Below are 22191 nucleotides of genomic sequence, written 5' to 3'. Positions count from 1 at the left end.
GCGTCCAGCCACCCAACGCTGACCTTCTGACAAGCATAGATCGCGCCGGCTCGGCCGGGTGACCGCCAGGTCGCACAAAGCCGTGTGTGGCGCTGCGCGGTTGCCCAATGAGTGCGCTACAATCGCGCCCTTGTGCACTGTTTTCGACTTCCAAGGAACATCATGACGTTCAAGGCGCCTGACAGCCTCTGCGAGCAGATCGCTCACTACCTGGCCGAGCGGATCATCCGTGGCGAGCTCGCACCCGGTGAGCGCATCCAGGAGCAGAAGGTTACCCAGGCGCTGAACGTCAGCCGCGGCTCGGTGCGCGAGGCCCTGCTGATTCTCGAACGTCGCCATCTGGTGGCGATCCTGCCGCGACGCGGCGCCCACGTCACCGAACTGGACGAGCGCAGCGTGTGCAGCCTGTGCGCGCTGATGGGCGAGCTGTACATCCTGCTCGGCTACGCCGTGGCCCAGCAGTGGCGCAGCGAGAGCGACCTGCTGCCGTTCCTGGAGATCCAGCAGCGCCTGCACCAGGCCCGCGCGGCCCAGGACATCGAGTCGTTCGTCGCCGACAGTTTCGCGGTGATGCGCGCGGCCTACCCCTTCGCCGCCAACCCCTACCTGCAGGAAACCGTGGAAAACCTGCAGCCGGCCATGAGCCGCGCCTACTACCTGGCCCTGGACCAGCGCCAGGCCAACATGGACGACTACCTCGAACTGTTCGCCCGCCTGCTCGACGCGGTGCTGCTGCGTGACATGCCGCGCATCCGCGAGGTGCTGGTCGCCTACTGTCAGCGCAGCTGCGAGCTGGTGCTGGCTGCGCTGGCGCGGGTCTGACCGATGCGCCTGAAGTGCATCCGCCTGGCCGGCTTCAAGTCCTTCGTCGACCCCACCACCGTCAACTTCCCCAGCAACATGGCGGCGGTGGTCGGGCCTAACGGCTGCGGCAAGTCCAACATCATCGATGCGGTGCGCTGGGTGATGGGCGAGAGTTCGGCGAAGAATCTGCGCGGCGAATCGATGACCGACGTCATCTTCAATGGCTCTTCCGGCCGCAAGCCGGTCAGCCAGGCCAGCATCGAACTGGTGTTCGACAACAGCGACAGCACCCTGGTGGGCGAGTACGCCGCCTACGCCGAGATTTCCATTCGCCGCAAGGTCACCCGCGACGCGCAGAACACCTACTACCTCAACGGCACCAAGTGCCGACGCCGCGACATCACCGACATCTTCCTCGGCACCGGTCTGGGTTCGCGCAGCTACTCGATCATCGAGCAGGGCATGATTTCCAAGCTGATCGAGGCCAAGCCCGAGGAACTGCGCAACTTCATCGAAGAGGCGGCGGGCATCTCCAAGTACAAGGAGCGTCGCCGCGAAACCGAGAACCGCATCCGCCGTACCCAGGAAAACCTGGCGCGCCTGACCGACTTGCGCGAAGAGCTCGAACGGCAGCTCGAACGCCTGCACCGCCAGGCCCAGGCGGCCGAGAAGTACCGTGAATACAAAGCCCAGGAACGCCAGCTCAAGGCGCGTCTGTCGGCCTTGCGCTGGCGGGCGCTGGATGAACGCGTGCGCCAGCGCGAAAGCCTCATCGGCGACCAGGAAGTGGCTTTCGAGGCGCTGGTGGCCGAGCAGCGCAACGCCGATGCCAGCATCGAGCGCCTGCGCGACGGTCACCATGAACTCTCCGAGCGCTTCAACCAGGTGCAGGGGCGTTTCTACTCGGTGGCCGGCGATATCGCCCGCGTCGAGCAGAGCATTCAGCATGGTCAGCAGCGCCTGCGCCAGTTGCAGGATGATCTCAAGGAAGCCGAGCGTACGCGCCTGGAAACCGAGTCGCACCTGGGCCACGACCGCACCTTGCTGGCCACGCTCGGCGAAGAGCTGGCCATGCTCGAACCCGAGCAGGAGATGACCCTGGCGGCGGCCGAGGAATCGGCGGCCACGCTCGAGGAAGCCGAGCTTGGCATGCACGGCTGGCAGGCCCAGTGGGACGATTTCAACACCCGCTCCGCCGAGCCTCGGCGCCAGGCCGAGGTGCAGCAGTCGAAGCTGCAACAGTTGGAAGGCAGCCTCGAGCGGCTGGCCGAACGTCAGCGCAAACTCAGCGAAGAGGGCGAACAGCTCGGCGCCGATCCACAGGATGCCGCGCTCCTTGAAGTGGCCGAGCAGGTGGCTGACGGCGAGCAACTGCTCGAGGAGCTGCAAGCGCAGGAGCGGCAGGTGGTCGAAAGCCTGGAGGCGCAGCGCGAAACCTTGCAGCACCTGAGCCAGAATCAGCAGCAACGCCAGGGCGAGTTGCAGCGCCTGGGCGGTCGGCTGGCGTCGCTGGAGGCCTTGCAGCAAGCGGCGCTGGAGCCAGGCGCTGGGGCGGGCGAGTGGTTGCAGCGCCAGGGCTGGGCGAGCGGCCGCGGTTGGCCGAAGGTCTGCGGGTGCAGCCGGGCTGGGAGCTGGCGGTGGAAACCGTGTTGGGCGCCGATTTGCAGGCGGTGTTGGTGGACGATTTGGCCGAGCTGGATTTTGCTGCCTTGGAGCAGGGTGACCTGCGCTTGCTGGTTGCGGGTCAGGGCGGTCGTGCGCAGGCTGTGCCCGGGAGCTTGCTGGACAAGGTCGAGGGCCGCAGCGACCTGACGCCCTGGCTCGGCCAGATCACCCCGGTCGAAACGCTCGAGCAGGCCCTGGCGCGTCGCGCGACCCTCGGCGACGGCCAGAGCCTGATCAGTCGCGATGGCTACTGGGTGGGTCGGCATTTTCTGCGGGTCAGTCGCGGTGGCGATGCCGCCGGCGGAGTACTGGCCCGCGGTCAGGAAATCGAGCGGCTCGGTCAGGAACAGCAGGCGTTGCAGGACGCGCTCGCTGAGCTGGAGGCGCAACTGCAAGCGCTACGCGAGCGCCAGCGCAGCCAGGAAGAGCAGCGCGAGCAATTGCGCCGTCGCAGCCAGGATGAAAGCCGTGCGCTCGGCGAGGCCAAGGCGCGCCTCTCGGCAGGCCGGGCACGCGCCGAGCAGTTGGAGCTGCGCCGCCGTCGTCTGCAGGAAGAACTGGCCGAACTTCAGGAGCAGCGTGCGCTGGAGCTCGAACAGTTGGGTGAGGCGCGGCTGGTGCTGCAGGACGCACTGGACCTCATGGCCCAGGACACCGAACAGCGCGAGCAGTTGCTGGCCCGGCGCGACACCTTGCGCGAAGGTCTCGATCGCGTGCGCCAGGAAGCCCGGCAGCACAAGGACCATGCCCATCAGCTGGCCGTGCGCTTGGGCTCGCTGCGCGCCCAGCACGACTCCACCCGCCAGGCCCTTGAGCGTCTGGAGCAGCAGGCGGCGCGCCTGCATGAGCGTCAGGAGCAATTGAGCCTGAACCTGGAGGAGGGCGAGGCACCGCTGGAAGAGCTGCGCCTGAAACTGGAAGAGTTGCTCGAGCGGCGCATGGGCGTGGATGAAGAAATGCGTCAGGCCCGCCTGCACATGGACGAAGCCGACCGGGAACTGCGCGAGGTCGAGAAGCGTCGAACCCAGGCCGAGCAGCAGGCGCAGTTGCTGCGCGGGCAACTGGAACAGTCGCGTCTGGAGTCGCAAGGCCTGGACGTGCGCCGCAAGACCTTGCAGGAACAGTTGCTCGCCGACGGCTACGACCTGAACGGGGTGCTCGCCACCTTGGAGGCCGAGGCCAGCGAGCAGGGCACCGAACAAGAACTGGAGCAGACCGAGGCGCGTATCCAGCGCCTGGGAGCGATCAACCTGGCGGCCATCGAAGAATACGAGCAGCAGTCCGAGCGCAAGCGTTACCTCGACGCGCAGAACGCCGACCTGGTCGAGGCGCTGGACACGCTGGAGACGGTGATTCGCAAGATCGACAAGGAAACCCGCAGCCGCTTCAAAGAGACCTTTGATCAGATAAATGACGGATTACAGGCACTTTTTCCAAAAGTTTTCGGTGGTGGCAGCGCTTATCTGGAACTGACGGGCGAAGATTTACTCGATACAGGGGTGACGATCATGGCGCGTCCCCCGGGCAAGAAGAACAGCACCATCCATTTGCTGTCCGGCGGCGAGAAAGCACTGACCGCCCTGGCGCTGGTATTTGCCATCTTCAAGCTCAATCCGGCACCGTTCTGCATGCTCGACGAAGTCGATGCGCCGCTGGACGATGCCAACGTTGGACGCTACGCCCGCTTGGTCAAGGAAATGAGCGAGACGGTGCAGTTCATCTACATTACGCATAACAAGATCGCCATGGAGATGGCCGATCAACTGATGGGGGTCACCATGCATGAGCCTGGTTGTTCACGTCTTGTTGCAGTTGATGTGGAGGAGGCAATGGCCATGGTTGACGCGTAATGCGCGAAGACTGGCCGGTATTCGTAGGGAAATGCGCCTTACAGGTGCGACAGACGGTGTAAAGTTGCCGGTGGTCGTGCTAGCTTAACGTCACTCGTTTTGCGCGTGGGTAAAACGCCTGTCAGAACATAGAGTTGGCGCCACGTGTTAAAGGGCTTTCAAGCCTTTGTTTTCAAGCATATTTCTATAGAGGCACGGGATTACATGGAAATCGGTCTGCGCGAGTGGCTGATCCTCATCGGCATCATTGTCATCGCCGGTATTCTTTTCGACGGCTGGCGCCGCATGCGCGGCGGCAAGGGCAAGTTGAAGTTCCGTCTGGATCGCAGCTATTCCAACGTCGCGGACGACGAGGGCAGCGCCGAGGTGCTGGGCCCTGCGCGCGTCCTGGATACGCACAAAGAACCTGAACTGGACGAGACCGACCTGCCGTCGATGAGCGCGCCGTCCCGTGAGCGCGAGCGTGAAGCCAAGCCGGCCAAGGCCGCCAAGCGCGGCAAGCGCGCCGCCAGCGACGCGCCTGCCGCCGACCTGAAGCTCTCCGCCGAGCCGCGTGAACCCGACCTGTTCGCCGACGAGGGCGACGACTACAGCGCCGATACCCGTCGCAACAGCGGATTCGCCACCAGCAACAATGCGGCCAAGGAGCTGCCACCGGTCGAGGAAGTGCTGGTGATCAGCGTCATTTCCCGTGACGAAGGCGGTTTCAAAGGCCCTGCGCTGCTGCAGAACATCCTCGAAAGCGGCTTGCGCTTCGGCGAAATGGACATCTTCCACCGCCACGAAAGCATGGCCGGTCACGGCGAAGTGCTGTTCTCCATGGCCAACGCGGTCAAGCCGGGCATTTTCGACCTGGACGACATCGACCATTTCAGCACCCGTGCGGTGAGCTTCTTCCTCGGTCTGCCAGGCCCACGCCATCCGAAGCAGGCGTTCGACGTGATGGTCGCTGCCGCACGCAAGCTGGCTCACGAACTGGACGGCGAGCTCAAGGACGATCAACGCAGCGTGCTGACGGCGCAGACCATCGAGCACTACCGTCAGCGCATCGTCGAGTTCGAGCGCCGCGCGCTGACCCAGAAACGCTGAAACACCCAGACTCAAGAGCAGCCCATGGGGATTGCGGGTCGGTTCGGGAGACACCACGTCTCCCGACCCCCACATGACCCAGGCTGCTCTTTTGCTTTTCCAGAGACCTGACCCATGAACGCCGAAAACCGAATCCACGCACTTCGCGCCGAGCTCGACCAGCACAACTACCGTTACTACGTGCTCGACGAGCCCAGCGTGCCTGACGCCGAATACGACCGGCTGTTCAACGAGCTCAAGGCCCTGGAGGCCGAGCACCCGCACTTGGTCACGCCGGACTCGCCCACCCAACGGGTCGGCGGCACGGCGTTGGCTGCGTTCAGCCAGGTCCGCCACGAGATCCCCATGCTCAGCCTGGGTAACGCCTTCGAGGAAACCGACCTGCGCGAGTTCGGTCGGCGCGTGGTCGAGGGCCTCGACCAGGGTGAGGCGGTCGATTACAGCTGCGAGCCCAAGCTCGATGGCCTGGCGGTGAGCCTTTTGTACCGCAACGGCCAGTTGGTACAGGGCGCCACCCGTGGCGACGGCACCACCGGCGAGGACATCAGCACCAACGTGCGCACCATCCGCAACGTGCCGCTCAAACTGCACGGCAAGGGCTGGCCTGAGGTGCTGGAAGTCCGCGGCGAGGTGTACATGAGCAAGGCCGGTTTCGAGCGCCTGAACGCCGCTCAGGCCGAGGTCGGTGGCAAGACCTTCGCCAATCCGCGCAACGCGGCGGCCGGCAGCCTGCGCCAGCTCGACTCGAAGATCACCGCCAGCCGGCCGCTGGAATTCTGCTGCTATGGCGTGGGACAGACCTCGGCCCGCGTCGGTGACAGCCACATCGCCACGCTCGAACAGCTCAAGATATGGGGGCTGCCCATCAGCCCCGAGCTCAAGCATGCCGAAGGCATCGAGCAGTGCCTGGCCTATTACCAGGACATCGGCGCACGGCGTAACAGCCTGGCCTACGAGATCGATGGCGTGGTGTTCAAGGTCAACAGCCTGGCTGCCCAGCAGGAGCTGGGCTTTCGCGCCCGCGAACCGCGTTGGGCCATCGCCCACAAATTCCCCGCCATGGAAGAGCTCACCGAGGTGCTGGACGTCGAGTTCCAGGTCGGTCGTACCGGCGCGGTGACGCCGGTCGCGCGGCTCAAACCGGTCAAGGTCGCAGGCGTTACCGTGTCCAACGCGACCCTGCACAACATGGATGAAATCGCCCGCCTGGGCCTGCGCATCGGCGACACGGTCATCATCCGCCGCGCCGGCGACGTGATCCCCCAGGTCATGCAAGTGGTGCTCGACCGCCGTCCCGACGACGCCCGTGCGGTGGAGGTGCCCAGCGCCTGCCCGGTGTGCGGTTCGCAGGTGGAGCGCACGCAACTGGTCAAGCGCAGCAAAGGCCGCGAAACCACCAGCGAGGGCGCGGTGTACCGCTGTGTCGGGCGGCTGGCCTGTGGCGCCCAGCTCAAGCAGGCGATCATTCACTACGTGTCGCGCCGGGCGATGGACATCGACGGTCTTGGCGAGAAAAGCGTCGAACAACTGGTCGATGAGGGGCTGATTCGCTCGCCGGCGGACCTGTACGCGCTCAAGCCCGAGCAAGTCTTCGAGCTCGAAGGCTTCGCCGAAGTGTCCAGCCGCAAGCTGGTCGAGGCCATCGAGGCGAGCAAGCGCCCGACCCTCGCGCGTTTCATCTTCGCGCTGGGCATTCCCGATGTGGGCGAGGAAACCGCCAAGGTGCTGGCCCGCTCGCTGGGCAGCCTGGAGCGGGTGAAGGTGGCGTTGCCGCAGGTGCTGACCTATCTGCCGGACATCGGCCTGGAAGTCGCCTACGAGATTCACAATTTCTTCGAGGACGCGCACAACCGTGACGTCATCGAGCAGTTGCTCGCCAGCGGCATGCAGTTGCAGGACCAGGGCGAGCTGGCGGCCGAGTTCGCCGCCAGTACCACGCTGGCGGGCATGATCGCCAAACTCGACATCCCCTCGGTCGGCCCGACCGGCGCCGAGAAGCTGGTGGACAAGCTCGGCACCCTCGACAAGATCATCGCCGCCGACGGTATCGACCTGCGCCAGGCGCTCACTACCAAGCAGGCCGACGCCGTGCGTGAGTTCTTCAAGGTCGAGGCCAACCAGCAGCTCGCCCGCGCCATCGAGGCACAGCTCGAGGACTTCGGCATGCACTGGCACAGCGAGAAGAAGACCGCCGACGGCCTGCCCCTGGCCGGCCAGACCTGGGTACTCACCGGCACGCTGGAGCGCATGAGCCGCGACATCGCCAAGGAGAAGCTGGAAAGCCTCGGCGCCAAGGTGGCCGGGTCGGTGTCCGGCAAGACCCACTGCGTGGTCGCCGGCCCCGGCGCCGGTTCGAAGCTGGCCAAGGCCAGCGAGCTGGGAGTCAAGGTGCTGGACGAGGACGCCTTCGTGGCCTTCCTGGCGGAGCAGGGCATCGCGGTATGAGGATGACGCACGCCTGCGCGGTCCTTGCTCGAATCGACAAGTCATTGAGAAATGATGGGTTTTTTCATCCGCAACGGTTGTAACTTCCTCACGTAGCGGTACAATGGCGCGGCTCATCACCTGATGAGCTGCGTTATGGTGGCCCCACCGGTCCCCCCGCATTGATTACCCGTTAACCTGGTCAGGCCCGGAAGGGAGCAGCCACAGCGGGAACATCGAGTGCCGGGGTGTGGCTGGTGGGGCCGCCACCTTTCTGTAGCAGCAAAATCCCTCACCACCTCCTTCGCACCTCCATGCCACCCGCCGCATGCGATTTCGTGCACCCCCTCTCAACTCCAACTGCCGCAACTGGACAACTCAAAACGCCCTTGCTAGTTTCCCCGAGCCATATGTTTCAACGTGTAACTCCGGCGCGAAAATGACATTGAAGTGCTATCACTTCACCCACTCGGCAAGGACGCAACCCCATGAAAAGCTTGCAAGGCCTCCCCAGTCTCATCAGCGCGTCGGTGGGTACGCCCGGCAAGGCGCGCAACTTGCCAGCCGATGTCCAGTGCATTCAATACCTCTTCAACCTGATCGGCACGCAGTTGGGTTTTCCGCTGCCGGAAAATGGCCGCTGCGATAACCAATTGGTGCAGCGCATCAGCCAATACCAGTTCCGCCAACTCAAGTACGCGCACCCCGATGGGGTGGTAGACCCCCGGGGGCGTACCTTCAACAGCCTCATCGAACAGGCCGTGCGGGTGCCGGTCAAGCTCAGCCCGGCGCTGCGCCTGCCCACCTTCGTCAATGCCTTCGCCAACAACGGCAATGCCCAGGTGCAGGGCACGGTCAATCATTACCTGGACCGGGTGCGGGCGATGATCGAGGCCGAGCGGCGCAATCGGGAGATGGTGCTGCAGGTCACCTGCGACGGTAATACCAGCCTCAGCGACACCGACTTCCAGAATGCCGCCAAGCAATTGGGTAACGGAATTTCGGCCAACCTGATCAAGGCCTTCGCCACCGTGGAATCCGGTGGGCGATCAGGCTTCGGTCCGGCTCGGTTGCCAGTGATCGCTTTTGAAGGCCATATCTTTCAACGGCTGACCAAGCACAAGTACGACCAGACCCACCCGCTGCTGTCGTACAAGTATGTGAGAAAGGCAGGACCGCAATGGCAGGTCAACAACAAGGACCAGACCAAGGCCTGGGAAACCATGGCCACAGCCTTCGGGCTGGACCAGGATGCCGCCTTGCAGTCGGCCTCCTGGGGCATGTTCCAGATGATGGGGTTCAACTTCGCCGATTGCGGTCATGCCAATGTGTTCGAATTCGTCGCGGCCATGAAACTCAACGCCGGCAAGCAACTCGATGGCTTCCTCGGCTTCTGTGCAAAACGCCCAGCCTTCATCAAGGCCGCCAAGAACAAGGATTATGTCGGCATGGCCACCAGTTACAACGGCCCGGATTATGGCGACTACGACGTGCGTATCAAAAAAGCCTACGAAGCACTCGAAGGGAAGAAATGACATGAACCACCTGTTTTCCCGCGCGCTGCACACCGGTGCGGCGCTGCTGCTGGGACTGTCCTGCGCCGTGCAGGCCAGCGCCGCCGAGATCAAGGCCGGTCAATACGACGCGCTGATGCTGGCGGTCACCCCTGACCACCAGGTCGAGGGCTACTATTCCGAAACCCTCGGTCAAGGCGTCACCCGCACCTGTTCGTTCTACCTCAAAGGGCCGATCAACGGCGACGGCGCCGTGCCGCTGAACACCTGGGAGTACGACAGCTTCCCCGGCAGCCTGAAGGCCACCGCCGACGGGGTTAGCCTCACCATCGAGAAGGGCCGGGAACACTCGGGTTGCGCCAGTGTGATGATGCCGCAGATCGCCACCGGGCTGGACCTGAGCCGTTACGCTGAAAAGCCCTGGATCGGCCTGCTCAAGATCAGCGCCGACAAGGCTTATCTGCGCAAGCAGGCGCGCGGCAGCACCAGCAAGCGCCCCTACATCGTCAAAGACGACGTGGTCGGTGTGCTGGCGTTCAAGGACGGTTGGGCCAAGGTCGAGTTCATCAATGACAACGACCGCTCGTTCAGCGGCTGGATCAGCCAGGAGCAGTACAGCCGTCTGGTGCCACCCAAGCCTTGAGGCGTGTCGCGGCACCTGCTTTTATCGCCAAACAGGCTTATGATGCGCCTCTCGCAGCCCACCCATTCCTGAGAGAGGTCATCAGTATGGATCAGGTTGACGATCTGACCCGCCAGCGCATTCGTGACTGGCAAGCCCGCCGTCTGCAGATCAAGGATGAGATGGCCAGCCATCCTGAGCGCACCCTCGAACTGTCGACGCTGCTCGATCAAATGGAAGACGAGCACGCGCGCATTCTCGGCGAGGCCACGCCGCTGGCTACCCAGCCTGAAACCCCGGAAGAGGCTGAACCGGCGCCGGGCCTGGCGTTGCGCCTGAGCGTCTCGGCGCGCAGCGCAGCCGACTTGCGCAAGCTGCTGGAACTGGCGCTGCATGAGCTCGACGGTGCGTTGGCTGCCCAGGCGGCCGCGTCGGCTGACAGCCTTCGCCGGTATCCGGGCGGCATGTCCGGCTCGTTGGGCACTTATGCCTATGACCTCCAAGCCACACCCCACCCCGATTCCGCTGAATGACCTGCGCGCATGCAACCTGAACATTACGATTTCGCCACCGCCGCCTTTTTGCCGGTCAGTCTGGAGGTGTGCCAGGCCCTGCTCGACGACGCCAGTGCCCTGGACGGTCTGAGCGACCCGGAGCTGGCTGCGCTGCTGGTGATCCAGAACCTGGCGCAGGCGCGCGAGCAGGTGCTCGATCCGACCGCGGCCGAGCGGGTGCTGGTCAAGCTGTTGCACTGGTCGGTCCATGGTCCGCATTCGGCAGGGGTGACCCTGACGTCCGAGGCGCAGCGCCTGTTCGACGCCCACAAGCTGTATTTCGGCCTGGAACTGCTCAAAGGCTCGCGCCTGCACCTGATGGACGCCGAGGAGGTGGCCGAGCGCGCTTACCTGCTGTCCGACGGCACGTGGGACACGCGCTTTCGCGCGCAGCGTCACCAGGCCCACAACCCGTTCAGCCAGCAGGCCATCACCGGCTTCAACAAGGAGCGCTGGCTCACCACCGAGCAGGACAAGCTGCTGCGTGTGCTGCGCGCCAATCCTGACGAGGACCTGCATGTGCAGGGCTACGCCGGGATCGGCAAAAGCTACCTGCTCGGTGCGCTGATCGACTGTCTGCCCAGAGGCCGGGTGCTGGCCCTGGCGCGCACACCGAACAAGCTCGACGCCCTGCGCCGTCGCATCGGTAGCGGCTCGCGCGCCGGCAAGACCTTCGCCGAGTTCGCCCAGGCCCTGATCAGCGGCCCCGGCGGCTATGCGCCGCGCTCGCCAGCGCGGTTGCCGAGCAAGCGTGCGGTCGCCGAACGCCTGGCGATCATGGGCTTTCGTCAGTACGACGGCGAGAAGACCCTGGATATCGCGCTGGAAGTGCTCAAGCGCTACTGCGAATCGCGCGAGCACAGCCTCAGCGCCCAGCACCTGCCGCACTTCGCCCAGGCGTTGAGCCGCGCCGACGCCCAGGTGCTGCTCGAGTACGCCAGTCGCCTGTGGCTTTACGTGCAGGATCATCCCGCCTGGGACCGTCAGACCGGTTTCGCCACGCTGCTGCTGCTCAAGCGGGCCAGCCTGTCCGGCCATAGCGTGCCGAGCCGCTACAGCCATGTGATCGTTGACGAAAGCCAGGACATGCCCGGCCCGCTGCTGCAGATCATCGAGCGCGGTCGTCAGGTGCTGATCACCCTGGGCGACGAGTACCAGCGTGCCGACGGCCCAGGGCTGCGCCGCGGTCGCCAGGTGCGCCAGCGCGACATTGCCTTCTCGGTGCGCTGCGGGCAAAAAGTCGAGAAGTTGATCAATCCGCTGATCGGCATGCACTCGAACAAGTCCAAGCTGGCTTTCGAGGGCGCTGGTAGCGTCGAGGTGGGCATCGAGTACTATCCGCTGGATTTCGTACCGCCGCCCGGTTGCGTGGTGCTGACCGCTTCGCTGTGGGACTCGATGAAGTGGGCCCTGCAATTGGCCGACAACCAGTGCCAGGTCGGTTTCGCCGACAACCCGGCGATGAAGCGCTTCATGCACAGCGCCGTGCAGTTGTTCCGCGCCGACCTGTATGGCGCAGGCAGCGAGGGCGAGCAGACTCACCCGGCGTTCGCCCATGCGTTGAACTGGCGGCAGGTGCAGGACGAGCACCGCTACGACGAGTCGTTCCTGTGGGTCGAGGCGCGCTTGCAGGCCGGTTTTCGCATCGCCGAGCTCAACGCCCTGGCCACGCGCTTCAGTCATGACCCCGGCAGCCTGCTGCTGATGCCGGCGCAGGAGGCCGGCGGTCAGGAATTCGACCGCGTGCTGCTGACCCAGGAATTGATGGCGCTCAACCCGTTCCAGGACGCCTACGCCTTCGACAGCCGCCTGTGCGCGGTGTACATCGCCCTGTCACGGGCGCGCCGCCACCTCTATCTGCCCTATGACGTGGAAGAGTGGGTGGCCTATCACAAAGGCCGCACGTTCCGGCAGACGCATGGCTATTGATCGGCGCTCTGCAGTTCCGCCGCCTGGGTGTAGCGCTGGACGATACGCTCCACTTCGCCGGACTGCTTGAGCCGGACCATGGCGCGCAGCACGCGCTGGGCCGGGATGTTCGGATCGTTGCGCACCATGCAGCCCAGGTCCTGTTCCTCGAGCAGCAACAACGGACGCAGACGCTGCTCGGCCGGTTGCTGACGATTGAACCACTGCAGTGACAACTGGTTGCTCACCGCGTAGCGGTAGCGGCCGGCCTGCAGTTTTTGCAGGGCCAGGTCTTGGTTGCGGCTGTCTTCGCGCTGTAGCAGGTGCTGGGCGAACAGCGGCTGGAGGGCAGGGTAGGTGTAGCCGAGCACGGTGCCGATGGCTTGAGCCGGCAACTGCGCCAGCCCACCGGGCAGGGTGTCGCCGGCACGCCCCACCAGCAGGTCGCGCTGGCGGATCAAGGGCACGCTCCAGATGAAATTGCCCGGGCGCTTATTGAGCCAGTCGCTGGCCACGTAGCAGCGCACATCGATGTCGCCGTCGAGCATCGCCTGTTCCAGGCGCAGGCGCGCCAGCACATGGTACTGCGGGGTGATCTCGGCTTCGCGGGCCACCGCCTGCATCAGGTCGAAGAGAATGCCCTGGACCGGCACCTGATCCTCCAGGCGAATCAAGGGCATGCTCCAGCTTTCGGCGATGGAAAAGCGCATCACCGACGGCTCGGCCAGCGCGCTGGCGCTGCACACGGACAGGATGGCGAGAAATCGGCGCACGTCTACCCTCCAGGTTCATTCACGATTTCAGCGGCGCGTACCGCAGGCGTGCGGCGCAGGGTGCAATTTTGCCCCCGCTCCGCTAGCATTGGCGATCTTCCGCTTGTTCTGGCTGCGATGGTTTTTCGATGAGTTATCAGGTTCTTGCACGTAAATGGCGGCCGCGCTCGTTCCGCGAGATGGTCGGGCAGACCCATGTGCTCAAGGCATTGATCAACGCCCTGGACAACCAGCGCCTGCACCACGCCTATCTGTTCACCGGCACGCGCGGCGTGGGCAAGACCACCATCGCGCGCATCATCGCCAAGTGCCTGAACTGCGAAACCGGCATCACCTCCACCCCCTGCGGCACCTGTTCGGTGTGTCGCGAAATCGACGAGGGCCGCTTCGTCGATCTGATCGAGATCGACGCCGCCAGCCGCACCAAGGTCGAGGATACCCGCGAACTGCTCGACAACGTGCAGTACGCACCGAGCCGCGGGCGCTTCAAGGTCTACCTGATCGACGAAGTGCACATGCTCTCCAGCCATTCCTTCAACGCCTTGCTCAAGACGCTGGAGGAGCCGCCGCCCTACGTCAAGTTCATCCTCGCCACCACCGATCCGCAAAAGCTGCCGGCGACCATCCTGTCGCGCTGCTTGCAGTTCTCGCTGAAGAACATGAGCCCGGAGCGGGTGGTCGAGCACTTGAGCCACGTGCTCGAGGCCGAGAACGTGCCGTTCGAGCAGGACGCCTTGTGGCTGCTCGGCCGCGCCGCCGACGGTTCGATGCGCGATGCCATGAGCCTGACCGACCAGGCCATCGCCTTCGGCGAGGGCAAGGTGCTGGCCGCCGACGTGCGGGCGATGCTGGGCACGCTGGATCATGGTCAGGTCTACGGCGTGCTCCAGGCGCTGCTCGAAGGCGATGCCCGCGCGCTGCTGGAAGCGGTGCGCGAGCTGGCTGAGCAGGGTCCGGACTGGAGCGGCGTGCTGGCCGAGATGCTCAATGTGCTGCACCGGGTGGCCATCGCCCAGGCGCTGCCCGAGGCGGTGGACAATGGCCAGGGCGACCGTGACAAGGTGCTGGCCCTGGCCGCCGCGCTGCCGGCCGAGGACGTGCAGTTCTATTACCAGATGGGCCTGATCGGCCGACGTGACCTGCCCCTTGCACCGGAGCCGCGCGGCGGCTTCGAGATGGTCCTGCTGCGCATGTTGGCGTTCCGTCCGGCCGATGCCGACGACGCCCCGAAACCGGTGCTAAAGCCGGTGGGGATCAGCCAGGCCACAGCTGATCCCGCCCAGCCGGTGGCGACGGTGGCGGTTGCCAAGGCGCCTGCGCCGGTCGTCGAGGCGGCCCCGGCGCCGGCCGTCGAAGCGCCGCTGCCCGCCGAGCCTGCGGTACCGGTACAAGCCGAACCCGAACCCGTCGCCCAGGACGAACCTGACGTCGAGCCCGCCGCTGAACACGCTGTCGAGGAGGTGATCGACCTGCCGTGGGAAGCGGCCGTGGCGCCTGAGCCCCAAGCGCCTGCGCCTGTCGCGGCTCCCGCCCCGGTCCAACCGCCGCGTGGCCAGCCTGATTACGACGAGCCGCCCTTCGATCCAGGCGCCTATGCGTCGGTCGGAATGGAACGCGACGACGACGGCCCGGATGACGACTACTACGCACCTGAAGCCGACCCGGCCAGCTTCACCTACCTGGACGAGCTGGCCGAGCACGTGCACGAAGCCGAACCGCTCACCCCGCCCGAGCCGCAGCCAGCGGCCCAGCCGGCCACCGGGCTGGCCCTGCAGTGGCTGGAATTATTCCCGCACTTGCCGGTCTCGGGTATGACAGGCAACATCGCCGCGAACTGCACGCTGATCCGCGCCGAAGGCGACGACTGGCTGCTGCACCTGGACCCGGGGCAGGGCGCGCTGTTCAACAGTACCCAGCAACGGCGCCTGAACGAAGCGCTCAACCAGCACCTGGGGCGCAGCCTGCGCCTGCAGATCGAGCTGATTCGCCCCGAGCAGGAAACCCCGGCCCAGGCCGCCGCGCGCAAGCGCGCCGAACGTCAGCACGACGCCGAGGTGTCGATCGAGCAAGACCCGCTGGTCCAGCAGATGATCCAGCGGTTCGGCGCACGCGTGCGCCACGATACAATCGAACCCGTGGAGACCGCCCAGGCCAGTCCTGGGCAGTGAACGAACACCCTGCACCCGACCCAGAGCCGGGTGCACACATGACCCAATCGAGGATTTCCCCATGATGAAAGGTGGCATGGCCGGCCTGATGAAGCAGGCCCAGCAGATGCAGGAAAAAATGGCCAAGATGCAGGAAGAACTGGCCAATGCGGAAGTCACCGGTCAGTCCGGCGCCGGCCTGGTCAGCGTGGTGATGACCGGTCGTCACGACGTCAAGCGGGTCAATATCGACGCCAGCCTGATGACCACCGACCCGGACGACAAGGAAGTGCTCGAGGACCTGATCGCTGCGGCGCTGAACGACGCCGTGCGCAAGATCGAGCAGAACAGCCAGGACAAGATGGGCAACATGACCGCTGGCATGCAACTGCCGCCGGGCTTCAAGATGCCGTTCTGAGGGGTTCTCGGACACCGACAGGGAGCACGGTCCTCTGACCGCTGCTCCCTTCTTCATTCTGCACCACTGACAGGCCTGTCCCCATGAGCTTCAGCCCTTTGATCCGCCAACTGATCGACGCCCTGCGCGTGCTCCCCGGCGTCGGCCAGAAAACCGCCCAGCGCATGGCCCTGCAGTTGCTCGAACGCGACCGCAGCGGCGGCACGCGCCTGGCCCAGGCCCTTGGCCAGGCCATGGAGGGCGTTGGCCACTGTCGCCAGTGCCGCACCCTCACCGAGCAGGAACTGTGCCCGCAATGCGCCGACCCACGGCGCGACGACACCCAGCTGTGCGTGGTGGAAGGGCCGATGGACGTCTATGCGGTGGAACAGACCGGCTATCGCGGCCGCTACTTCGTGCTCAAGGGGCACCTGTCGCCGCTCGACGGCCTCGGCCCCGAGGCCATCGGCATTCCACAGTTGATGGCGCGCATAGAAGAGCAGGGCACCTTCACCGAGGTGATCCTGGCGACCAACCCGACCGTGGAGGGCGAGGCCACCGCGCACTACATCGCCCAGTTGCTGGCCGAGAAGGGCCTGACCGCTTCGCGCATCGCCCACGGCGTGCCGCTGGGTGGCGAGTTGGAACTGGTCGATGGCGGCACGCTGGCGCATGCTTTCGCGGGCCGCCGACCGATTTCGCTCTAGCGTCAAGCAGCGCCGTCGCGGCAGCCAGGCGCTGCCGCCACAGAGCCGGCGGCCTGTTTACTGGCCGGTGTAGATCTGGTCGAACACGCCACCGTCGTTGAAGTGGGTCTTCTGCACGGTGCGCCAGTCGCCGAAGGTCTTCTCCACCGAGAGGAAATCGACTTTCGGGAAGCGGTCGGTGTACTTGGCCAGAACCGTGGCATCGCGCGGGCGCAGGTAGTTCTGAGCGGCGATCTCTTGGGCCGCCGGCGACCACAGGTATTTCAGGTATTCCTCGGCCACGGCCTGGGTGCCCTTCTTGGCCACCACCTTGTCGACCACGCTGACCGGCGGCTCGGCCTCGGCCGACACGCTCGGGTAGACCACCTCGAATTGATCGCGGCCAAATTCACGGGCGATCATCTCCGCCTCGTTCTCGAAGGTCACCAACACGTCGCCGATCTGGTTGTTCATGAACGTGGTGGTGGCGGCGCGACCCCCGGTGTCGAGCACCGGCGCCTGCTTGAACAGCTTGCCGACGAACTCGCGCGCCTTGGCCTCGTCACCGCCCTGCTTGAGCACATAGCCCCAGGCCGAGAGGTAGGTGTAGCGGCCGTTGCCCGAGGTCTTGGGGTTGGGCACGATCACTTGGACGCCGTCCTTGAGCAGGTCCGGCCAGTCTTTCAGGGCCTTGGGGTTGCCCTTGCGCACGATGAACACAGTGGCCGAGGTGAAGGGCGCACTGTTGTTCGGCAGACGGCTGACCCAGTTGTCCGGGAGCAGCTTGCCGTTGTCGACCAGCGCGTTGATGTCGGTGGCCATGTTCATGGTGATCACATCGGCCGGCAGGCCGTCGATCACCGCGCGCGCCTGTTTGCTCGAACCGCCGAAGGACATCTGCACATTGACCTTCTCCTGGTGCTCTTGCTCCCAGTGCTTCTGGAATGCCGGGTTGTAGTCCTTGTAGAAGTCGCGCATCACGTCGTAGGACACGTTCAGCAGCTTCGGTGCAGCCTGGGCCAGCGTGCCCAGCGTAAGCCCGGCGATGAGCAGCGAGGCACTGAAGAGTTTTTTCACAGCGGGCGATCCTTGTTGTGAGTGAAGTTTGGCAATTTGCCAGCAACTATAACCGTGGGTTCTTGCGCCTTTAAAGACCGAAACGGACTTTGCTTATGCCTGCCCGGCCTTGGGAAACAACGGGTTGCCGCAGCGCGAGCAGAATGCCGCCGCCGGCTCGTGGGTGTTCTTGGCACAGGTGGGGCAGTCGTGGCGCAACTGCTCGCCGCGCATGGCGTTGGCCAGCTCGGCGGTGAAGATGCCGGTGGGCACTGCGATGATCGAGTAACCAATGATCATCACCATCGAGGACACCACCTGGCCAAGCGGCGTCCTGGGCACGATGTCGCCGAAGCCTACGGTGGTCAGGGTGACGATGGCCCAGTAGATACCCTTGGGAATGCTGGTGAAGCCATGTTCGGGGCCTTCGATCACGTACATCAGGGTGCCGAACACCGTCACCAGGGTCGAGACGCTGACCAGGAACACGATGATCTTCTGCTTGCTGCCGCGCAGTGCATCGAGCAGGTAGTGCGCCTGCTTGAGGTAGGGGCCGAGCTTGAGCACGCGGAAAATGCGCAGCATGCGGATGACCCGCACGATCAGCAGGTACTGGGCGTCGCTGTAGTACAGGGCGATGATCCCCGGCACGATGGCCAGCAGGTCGACCAGCCCGTAGAAGCTGAAGGCGTAGCGCAGCGGCTTGGGCGAGCAGTACAGGCGCGTCAGGTATTCGGCGAGGAAGATCGCCGTGAAGCCCCACTCGATGCCCGCCAGCAGGCCTGAGTAACTGCGGTGCACCCCGTCGATGCTGTCGAGAATGACCGTGACCAGGCTGGCGAGGATGATCAGCAGCAGGGTTTTGTCGAAGCGTCGGCCAGCCACCGTGTCGGACTGGAAGACAATGACGTAGAGCCGCTCGCGCAGGCTCGCAGGTGTGTCCATCTGAGGCGTTCCATAGGGCGTAGCGGCTGAGCCTATGGCCTGGCTCTCAGCCGTGCAAGCGTTGCACGTTGCGCCGCCGCGCGAGCCCGGCGAGATGGCCGCCCAGGTGCATCAGCCAGCAGGCGATGACGAAGGGTGCGGTGAGCGAGGGCAGCGCGGCATGCGCGAACAGGGCCTGCACCAGCAGGGCCAGGGCGATGGCCAGCAGGGTGACCCAAGGACGCTCACCGTGCCGGCTGAACGCCTGCGCCGCCAGGGCGGTGTTGAAACCGTACAGCCCCAGCGCCGCGGCCTGGGGCTGGTCAGCCAGCAGGGCCGCACCACCGCCGAGCGTCGAGCCGAGCACGGCCCAGAGCGCCGCGTAGGGATGGGCGATCAGCAGGCCGAGTACGATCAACAGCCCGGCCAGCGGCGCGTCCAGCAGGAACACCTGGCCCAGCCCGCGCAGCACGCCTTGCACGGGTTCGCCCGCCACCACCACGGATGCGGCGGGCTCGGCGAGCGCCAGGGCCGCCCAGCCCAGGAGTACGAAGGGTGCCGTGTAGGCCGTCAGCAAGGGCCCGCCGCGCTTGCGCCATTGGTGCGTGAGCATGCTCGACAGGCCCCCGGCAGCGAGAATCAAGGGCGGCAGGATGGCCGACCACGGCAGTACGGCGCTGATCAGCAGGCCGATCAGCACGCCGTTGTAGCTGTACAGCCCGGCCTGGCGGTCGGCGCGCTCGTAGCCTCGGCGTTGTGCCGTGAGCAGCCCGGCAAGCGCGCCGAGCAGGGCGCCGCCGACCAGGGCCGGCGCCGTGAGCAGGATGGCCAGTAGGCAGCACACGCCGCACAGGGGATTGCGCAGCAGCAGGACCTGGCTGAAGCCGTTGAGCAGGGCCGTGGCCCAGTCGGGGCACGGGTTGACGAAGTTCTTGGTGTACATGGGGCAGTCAGTGAAGGTGGCAGGAAGGCGCTGGGCCTCTTCGGGCCTCGGTTTTGCGCCGTGTCGTGGTGCGCTGCGCGGCGGCGGGTAGCCGCCCCGGCAGTCAGATCAGGGTCTCGATCCTCAAGGTGTTGGTGGTGCCCGGTTTGCCGAAGGGCACCCCGGCGGTAATCAGCAAGGTATCGCCGCGACAGGCCATACCTTGGGCCTGGGCGATCTCCAGCGCCGTCGAGCAGATTTCGTCGACCTGATGCAGGCGGTCGTTGACCACCGAATGCACGCCCCAGGTCAGGCTCAGGCGTCGAGCGGTGCGCAGGTTGGGCGTCAGGTTGAGGATCGGCGCCGTCGGCCGTTCGCGCGCGGCGCGCAGGGTCGAGGCGCCCGACTCGCTGTAGTTGACCAGCACCGCCACCGGCAGAATGGCGCTGATACGGCGGATGGCGCAGCTGATGGCGTCCGACACCGTGGCCTCGGCCTTGGGCCGGGCGACGTCGAGCTGGGCCTGGTAGTCCGGGCCGTTCTCCACTTGGCGAATGATCTTGCTCATCATCTGCACCGCCTCCACCGGGTAGTCGCCGGACGCCGTCTCGGCCGACAGCATCACCGCATCGGCGCCTTCGGCCACGGCATTGGCCACATCGGTGACCTCGGCGCGGGTCGGCGCCGGAGAAAAACGCATGGACTCGAGCATCTGCGTGGCCACCACCACTGGCTTGCCCAACTGGCGGCAGGTGCCGATGATGCGTTTCTGTATCTGCGGCACCTGCTCGGCCGGCACCTCCACACCCAGGTCGCCACGGGCGATCATGATCGCATCGGCCAGTTCGGCGATGGCCTGCAGGTGCTCCACCGCCGAAGGCTTCTCGATCTTGGCCATCAGGTAGGCACGCTCGCCGATCAGTTGCCGGGCCTCGACGATATCCTCCGGGCGCTGCACGAACGACAACGCCACCCAGTCCACCCCAGCTCCAGGCCGAAGGCCAGGTCGCGGCGGTCCTTGTCGGTGAGTGGCGAGAGGTCGAGCAGCGCCTGGGGCACATTGACACCCTTGCGGTCGGACAACTCGCCCCCGACCAGCACCTCGGTGTCGATGGCCTCGGCGTGCTTGGCGACAACCCGCAGGCGCAGCTTGCCGTCGTCCAGCAGCAGGTCCATGCCCGGCTGCAACGCCGCGATGATCGCCGGGTGCGGCAGGTTGACCCGCTGGCTGTCGCCCGGTGTCTCGTCCAGATCCAGGCGCAGGTGCTGGCCGCGCTGCAAGTGCACCTGGCCTTCGGCGAAGCGCCCGACGCGCAGCTTCGGCCCTTGCAAGTCCATGAGGATGCCCAGCGGCCGGTTCATCTGCTGCTCGACCTCGCGGATCCACTGGTAGCGCAGGGCGTGGTCGGCGTGCTCGCCGTGGCTGAAGTTGAGGCGAAACAGGTTGACCCCGGCCTCGACCAGTTGGCGCACCGCGTCGCGGCTGCCGATGGTAGGCCCCAGGGTCGCGAGGATCTTCACTTTCTTGTCGAGCGTCATGGATGCGGGGCCTCGAGGATCAGAATGGCGCGGAAGTCGTTGACGTTGGTGCGGGTCGGTTCGGTGACGACCAGGGCGTCGAGTGCGGCGAAGTAGCCGTAGCCGTCGTTGTCATCCAGCGCGGCGCTGCTCGACAGGCCCAGGGCCTGGGCGCGGGCGTAGGTGTCCGGGGTCATCAAGGCGCCGGCGTTGTCTTCCGAACCGTCGATACCGTCGGTGTCGCCGGCCAGGGCATAGACGCCGGGCAGTCCCTTGAGGCTGTCGGTGAGGCTCAGCAGGAATTCGGCATTGCGCCCGCCGCGGCCGGTGCCGCGCACGGTGACGGTGGTCTCGCCGCCGGACAGAATCACGCAGGGCGGCTTGAGCGGCTGGCCATGCAGGACGATCTGGCGGGCGATGCCGGCATGCACCTTGGCCACCTCGCGCGCCTCGCCCTCCAGGTCGCCGAGGATCAGCGGGCTGAAGCCGGCCCGGCGGGCGCTGACTGCGGCGGCTTCCAGGGATTGCTGGGGCTTGGCGATCAGTTGGAAATGGCTGCGGCTGAGCGCCGGGTCGCCTGGCTTGACGGTTTCCGACGCGGGATCGTGCAGCCAGTCGATCACGGCCTGCGGCGCGTCGATGGCGTAGCGCTTGAGAATCGCCAAGGCGTCGGCCGAGGTGCTGGGATCGGCCACGGTCGGCCCGGAGGCGATGACCGTGGCCAGGTCGCCCGGCACATCGGAAATGGCGTAGGTGTAGACACTGGCGGGCCAGCAGGCCTTGGCCAGACGCCCACCCTTGATCGCCGAGAGGTGCTTGCGCACGCAGTTCATCTCGCCGATGGTGGCGCCGGACTTGAGCAGCGCCTTGTTCACCTGCTGCTTGTCCGCCAGGCTCAGTCCCGCGGCGGGCAGCGCCAACAGCGCGGAGCCGCCACCGGACAACAGAAAGATGACCCGGTCTTTTTCAGTGAGGTCGCTCACCAGCGCCAGCACCCGCGTGGCCACGGCCAGCCCGGCCGCGTCGGGCACCGGATGGGCTGCTTCGACCACTTCGATTTTCTGGCAGCGTGCGCCGTGCCCGTAGCGGGTGACCACCAGTCCGCTGACCTCACCCTGCCAGCACTGCTCGACCACTTCGGCCATGGCCGCCGCAGCCTTGCCCGCGCCGATGACGATGACCCGCCCGCTGCGATCGGCCGGCAGATGGCCCTCTAGGACCTGATGAGGATGTGCAGCCGCAATGGCCGTTTCAAACAATTCGAGTAGACGTTTCTGTGCATCGACCAACATGGCACTCTCCTGAGCGGCAAGCGGCAAGCGGCAAGATGAAGCAGAT

Annotated in this window: 15 protein-coding genes, 1 other RNA gene and 2 pseudogenes; 12 read left to right on the top strand and 6 right to left on the bottom strand. The window is 65.5% G+C overall.

Annotation, left to right across the window (positions count from 1 at the left end):
* The first annotated feature begins 162 nt into the window (after positions 1 to 162).
* The 9 genes and pseudogenes from GKC70_RS16525 to GKC70_RS16485 all read left to right on the top strand — a co-directional run bounded on the left by GKC70_RS16525 (position 163) and on the right by GKC70_RS16485 (position 12451).
* Positions 163 to 822, top strand: coding sequence for a GntR family transcriptional regulator (locus GKC70_RS16525; protein ID WP_342649313.1), 660 nt, complete (start codon positions 163 to 165; stop codon positions 820 to 822).
* 3 nt (positions 823 to 825) lie between these two features.
* Positions 826 to 4319 (top strand): annotated as a pseudogene (gene smc / locus GKC70_RS16520) (chromosome segregation protein SMC).
* A gap of 204 nt (positions 4320 to 4523) precedes the next feature.
* Complete coding sequence (gene zipA, locus GKC70_RS16515; protein ID WP_342649312.1) at positions 4524 to 5408, top strand: cell division protein ZipA; 885 nt, start codon at positions 4524 to 4526, stop codon at positions 5406 to 5408.
* A gap of 114 nt (positions 5409 to 5522) precedes the next feature.
* Positions 5523 to 7853, top strand: a complete 2331-nt coding sequence (ligA, locus tag GKC70_RS16510; RefSeq protein WP_342649311.1) for an NAD-dependent DNA ligase LigA — start codon at positions 5523 to 5525, stop codon at positions 7851 to 7853.
* A 145-nt stretch (positions 7854 to 7998) separates the two neighbouring features.
* Positions 7999 to 8095, top strand: an RNA gene (gene ffs, locus GKC70_RS16505) — signal recognition particle sRNA small type.
* Between the two features lie 225 nt (positions 8096 to 8320).
* Positions 8321 to 9367, top strand: coding sequence for an N-acetylmuramidase family protein (locus GKC70_RS16500; RefSeq protein ID WP_342649310.1), 1047 nt, complete (start codon positions 8321 to 8323; stop codon positions 9365 to 9367).
* 1 nt (position 9368) lies between these two features.
* Entirely contained in the window at positions 9369 to 9989 is a 621-nt protein-coding gene (locus GKC70_RS16495) for a hypothetical protein (RefSeq protein ID WP_342649309.1), read from the top strand.
* Positions 9990 to 10075: 86 nt separating this feature from the next.
* On the top strand, positions 10076 to 10501 hold the full coding sequence (locus GKC70_RS16490; RefSeq protein ID WP_342649308.1) for a hypothetical protein: 426 nt from the start codon (positions 10076 to 10078) through the stop codon (positions 10499 to 10501).
* A 9-nt stretch (positions 10502 to 10510) separates the two neighbouring features.
* On the top strand, positions 10511 to 12451 hold the full coding sequence (locus GKC70_RS16485) for a hypothetical protein (RefSeq protein WP_342649307.1): 1941 nt from the start codon (positions 10511 to 10513) through the stop codon (positions 12449 to 12451).
* On the opposite strand, the gene GKC70_RS16480 is transcribed toward GKC70_RS16485, so the two are convergent.
* A complete protein-coding gene (locus tag GKC70_RS16480) occupies positions 12445 to 13203 on the bottom strand; it encodes an ABC transporter substrate-binding protein (RefSeq protein ID WP_342649306.1) in 759 nt (252 codons plus the stop codon). The two genes, GKC70_RS16485 and GKC70_RS16480, sit on opposite strands and share 7 nt — an antisense overlap.
* A 128-nt stretch (positions 13204 to 13331) precedes the next feature.
* Between GKC70_RS16480 and dnaX the strand changes: the two genes are divergently transcribed.
* The 3 genes from dnaX to recR all read left to right on the top strand — a co-directional run bounded on the left by dnaX (position 13332) and on the right by recR (position 16454).
* Positions 13332 to 15371: a DNA polymerase III subunit gamma/tau gene (gene dnaX, locus GKC70_RS16475; protein ID WP_342649305.1), complete on the top strand. Its 2040-nt coding sequence runs from the start codon at positions 13332 to 13334 to the stop codon at positions 15369 to 15371.
* 61 nt (positions 15372 to 15432) lie between these two features.
* Positions 15433 to 15768: a YbaB/EbfC family nucleoid-associated protein gene (locus tag GKC70_RS16470; RefSeq protein WP_029614614.1), complete on the top strand. Its 336-nt coding sequence runs from the start codon at positions 15433 to 15435 to the stop codon at positions 15766 to 15768.
* 83 nt (positions 15769 to 15851) lie between these two features.
* Positions 15852 to 16454 (top strand): recombination mediator RecR, encoded by a 603-nt coding sequence (recR, locus tag GKC70_RS16465; protein ID WP_039576452.1) that lies wholly within the window; start codon positions 15852 to 15854, stop codon positions 16452 to 16454.
* A gap of 57 nt (positions 16455 to 16511) precedes the next feature.
* Here recR and GKC70_RS16460 read toward each other — a convergent pair whose 3' ends face one another.
* From GKC70_RS16460 to GKC70_RS16440, 5 genes and pseudogenes are all read right to left on the bottom strand, one after another.
* Entirely contained in the window at positions 16512 to 17510 is a 999-nt protein-coding gene (locus tag GKC70_RS16460; RefSeq protein ID WP_342649304.1) for a sulfate ABC transporter substrate-binding protein, read from the bottom strand.
* A 93-nt stretch (positions 17511 to 17603) separates the two neighbouring features.
* Positions 17604 to 18434, bottom strand: coding sequence for an ion transporter (locus GKC70_RS16455; RefSeq protein ID WP_342649303.1), 831 nt, complete (start codon positions 18432 to 18434; stop codon positions 17604 to 17606).
* Between the two features lie 46 nt (positions 18435 to 18480).
* Complete coding sequence (locus tag GKC70_RS16450) at positions 18481 to 19356, bottom strand: urea transporter (protein ID WP_342649302.1); 876 nt, start codon at positions 19354 to 19356, stop codon at positions 18481 to 18483.
* Positions 19357 to 19459: 103 nt separating this feature from the next.
* Positions 19460 to 20874: pseudogene (gene pyk, locus GKC70_RS16445) on the bottom strand (pyruvate kinase).
* On the bottom strand, positions 20871 to 22145 hold the full coding sequence (locus GKC70_RS16440) for a glycerate kinase (RefSeq protein WP_342649301.1): 1275 nt from the start codon (positions 22143 to 22145) through the stop codon (positions 20871 to 20873). The pseudogene pyk and the gene GKC70_RS16440 overlap by 4 nt, the downstream one beginning before the upstream one ends.
* Positions 22146 to 22191: the final 46 nt, after the last annotated feature.

The organism is Pseudomonas sp. REB1044 (assembly GCF_038813925.1).
Taxonomy (GTDB): domain Bacteria; phylum Pseudomonadota; class Gammaproteobacteria; order Pseudomonadales; family Pseudomonadaceae; genus Aquipseudomonas; species Aquipseudomonas boreofloridensis.
This window is presented reverse-complemented; position numbering and strand designations above follow the sequence as displayed.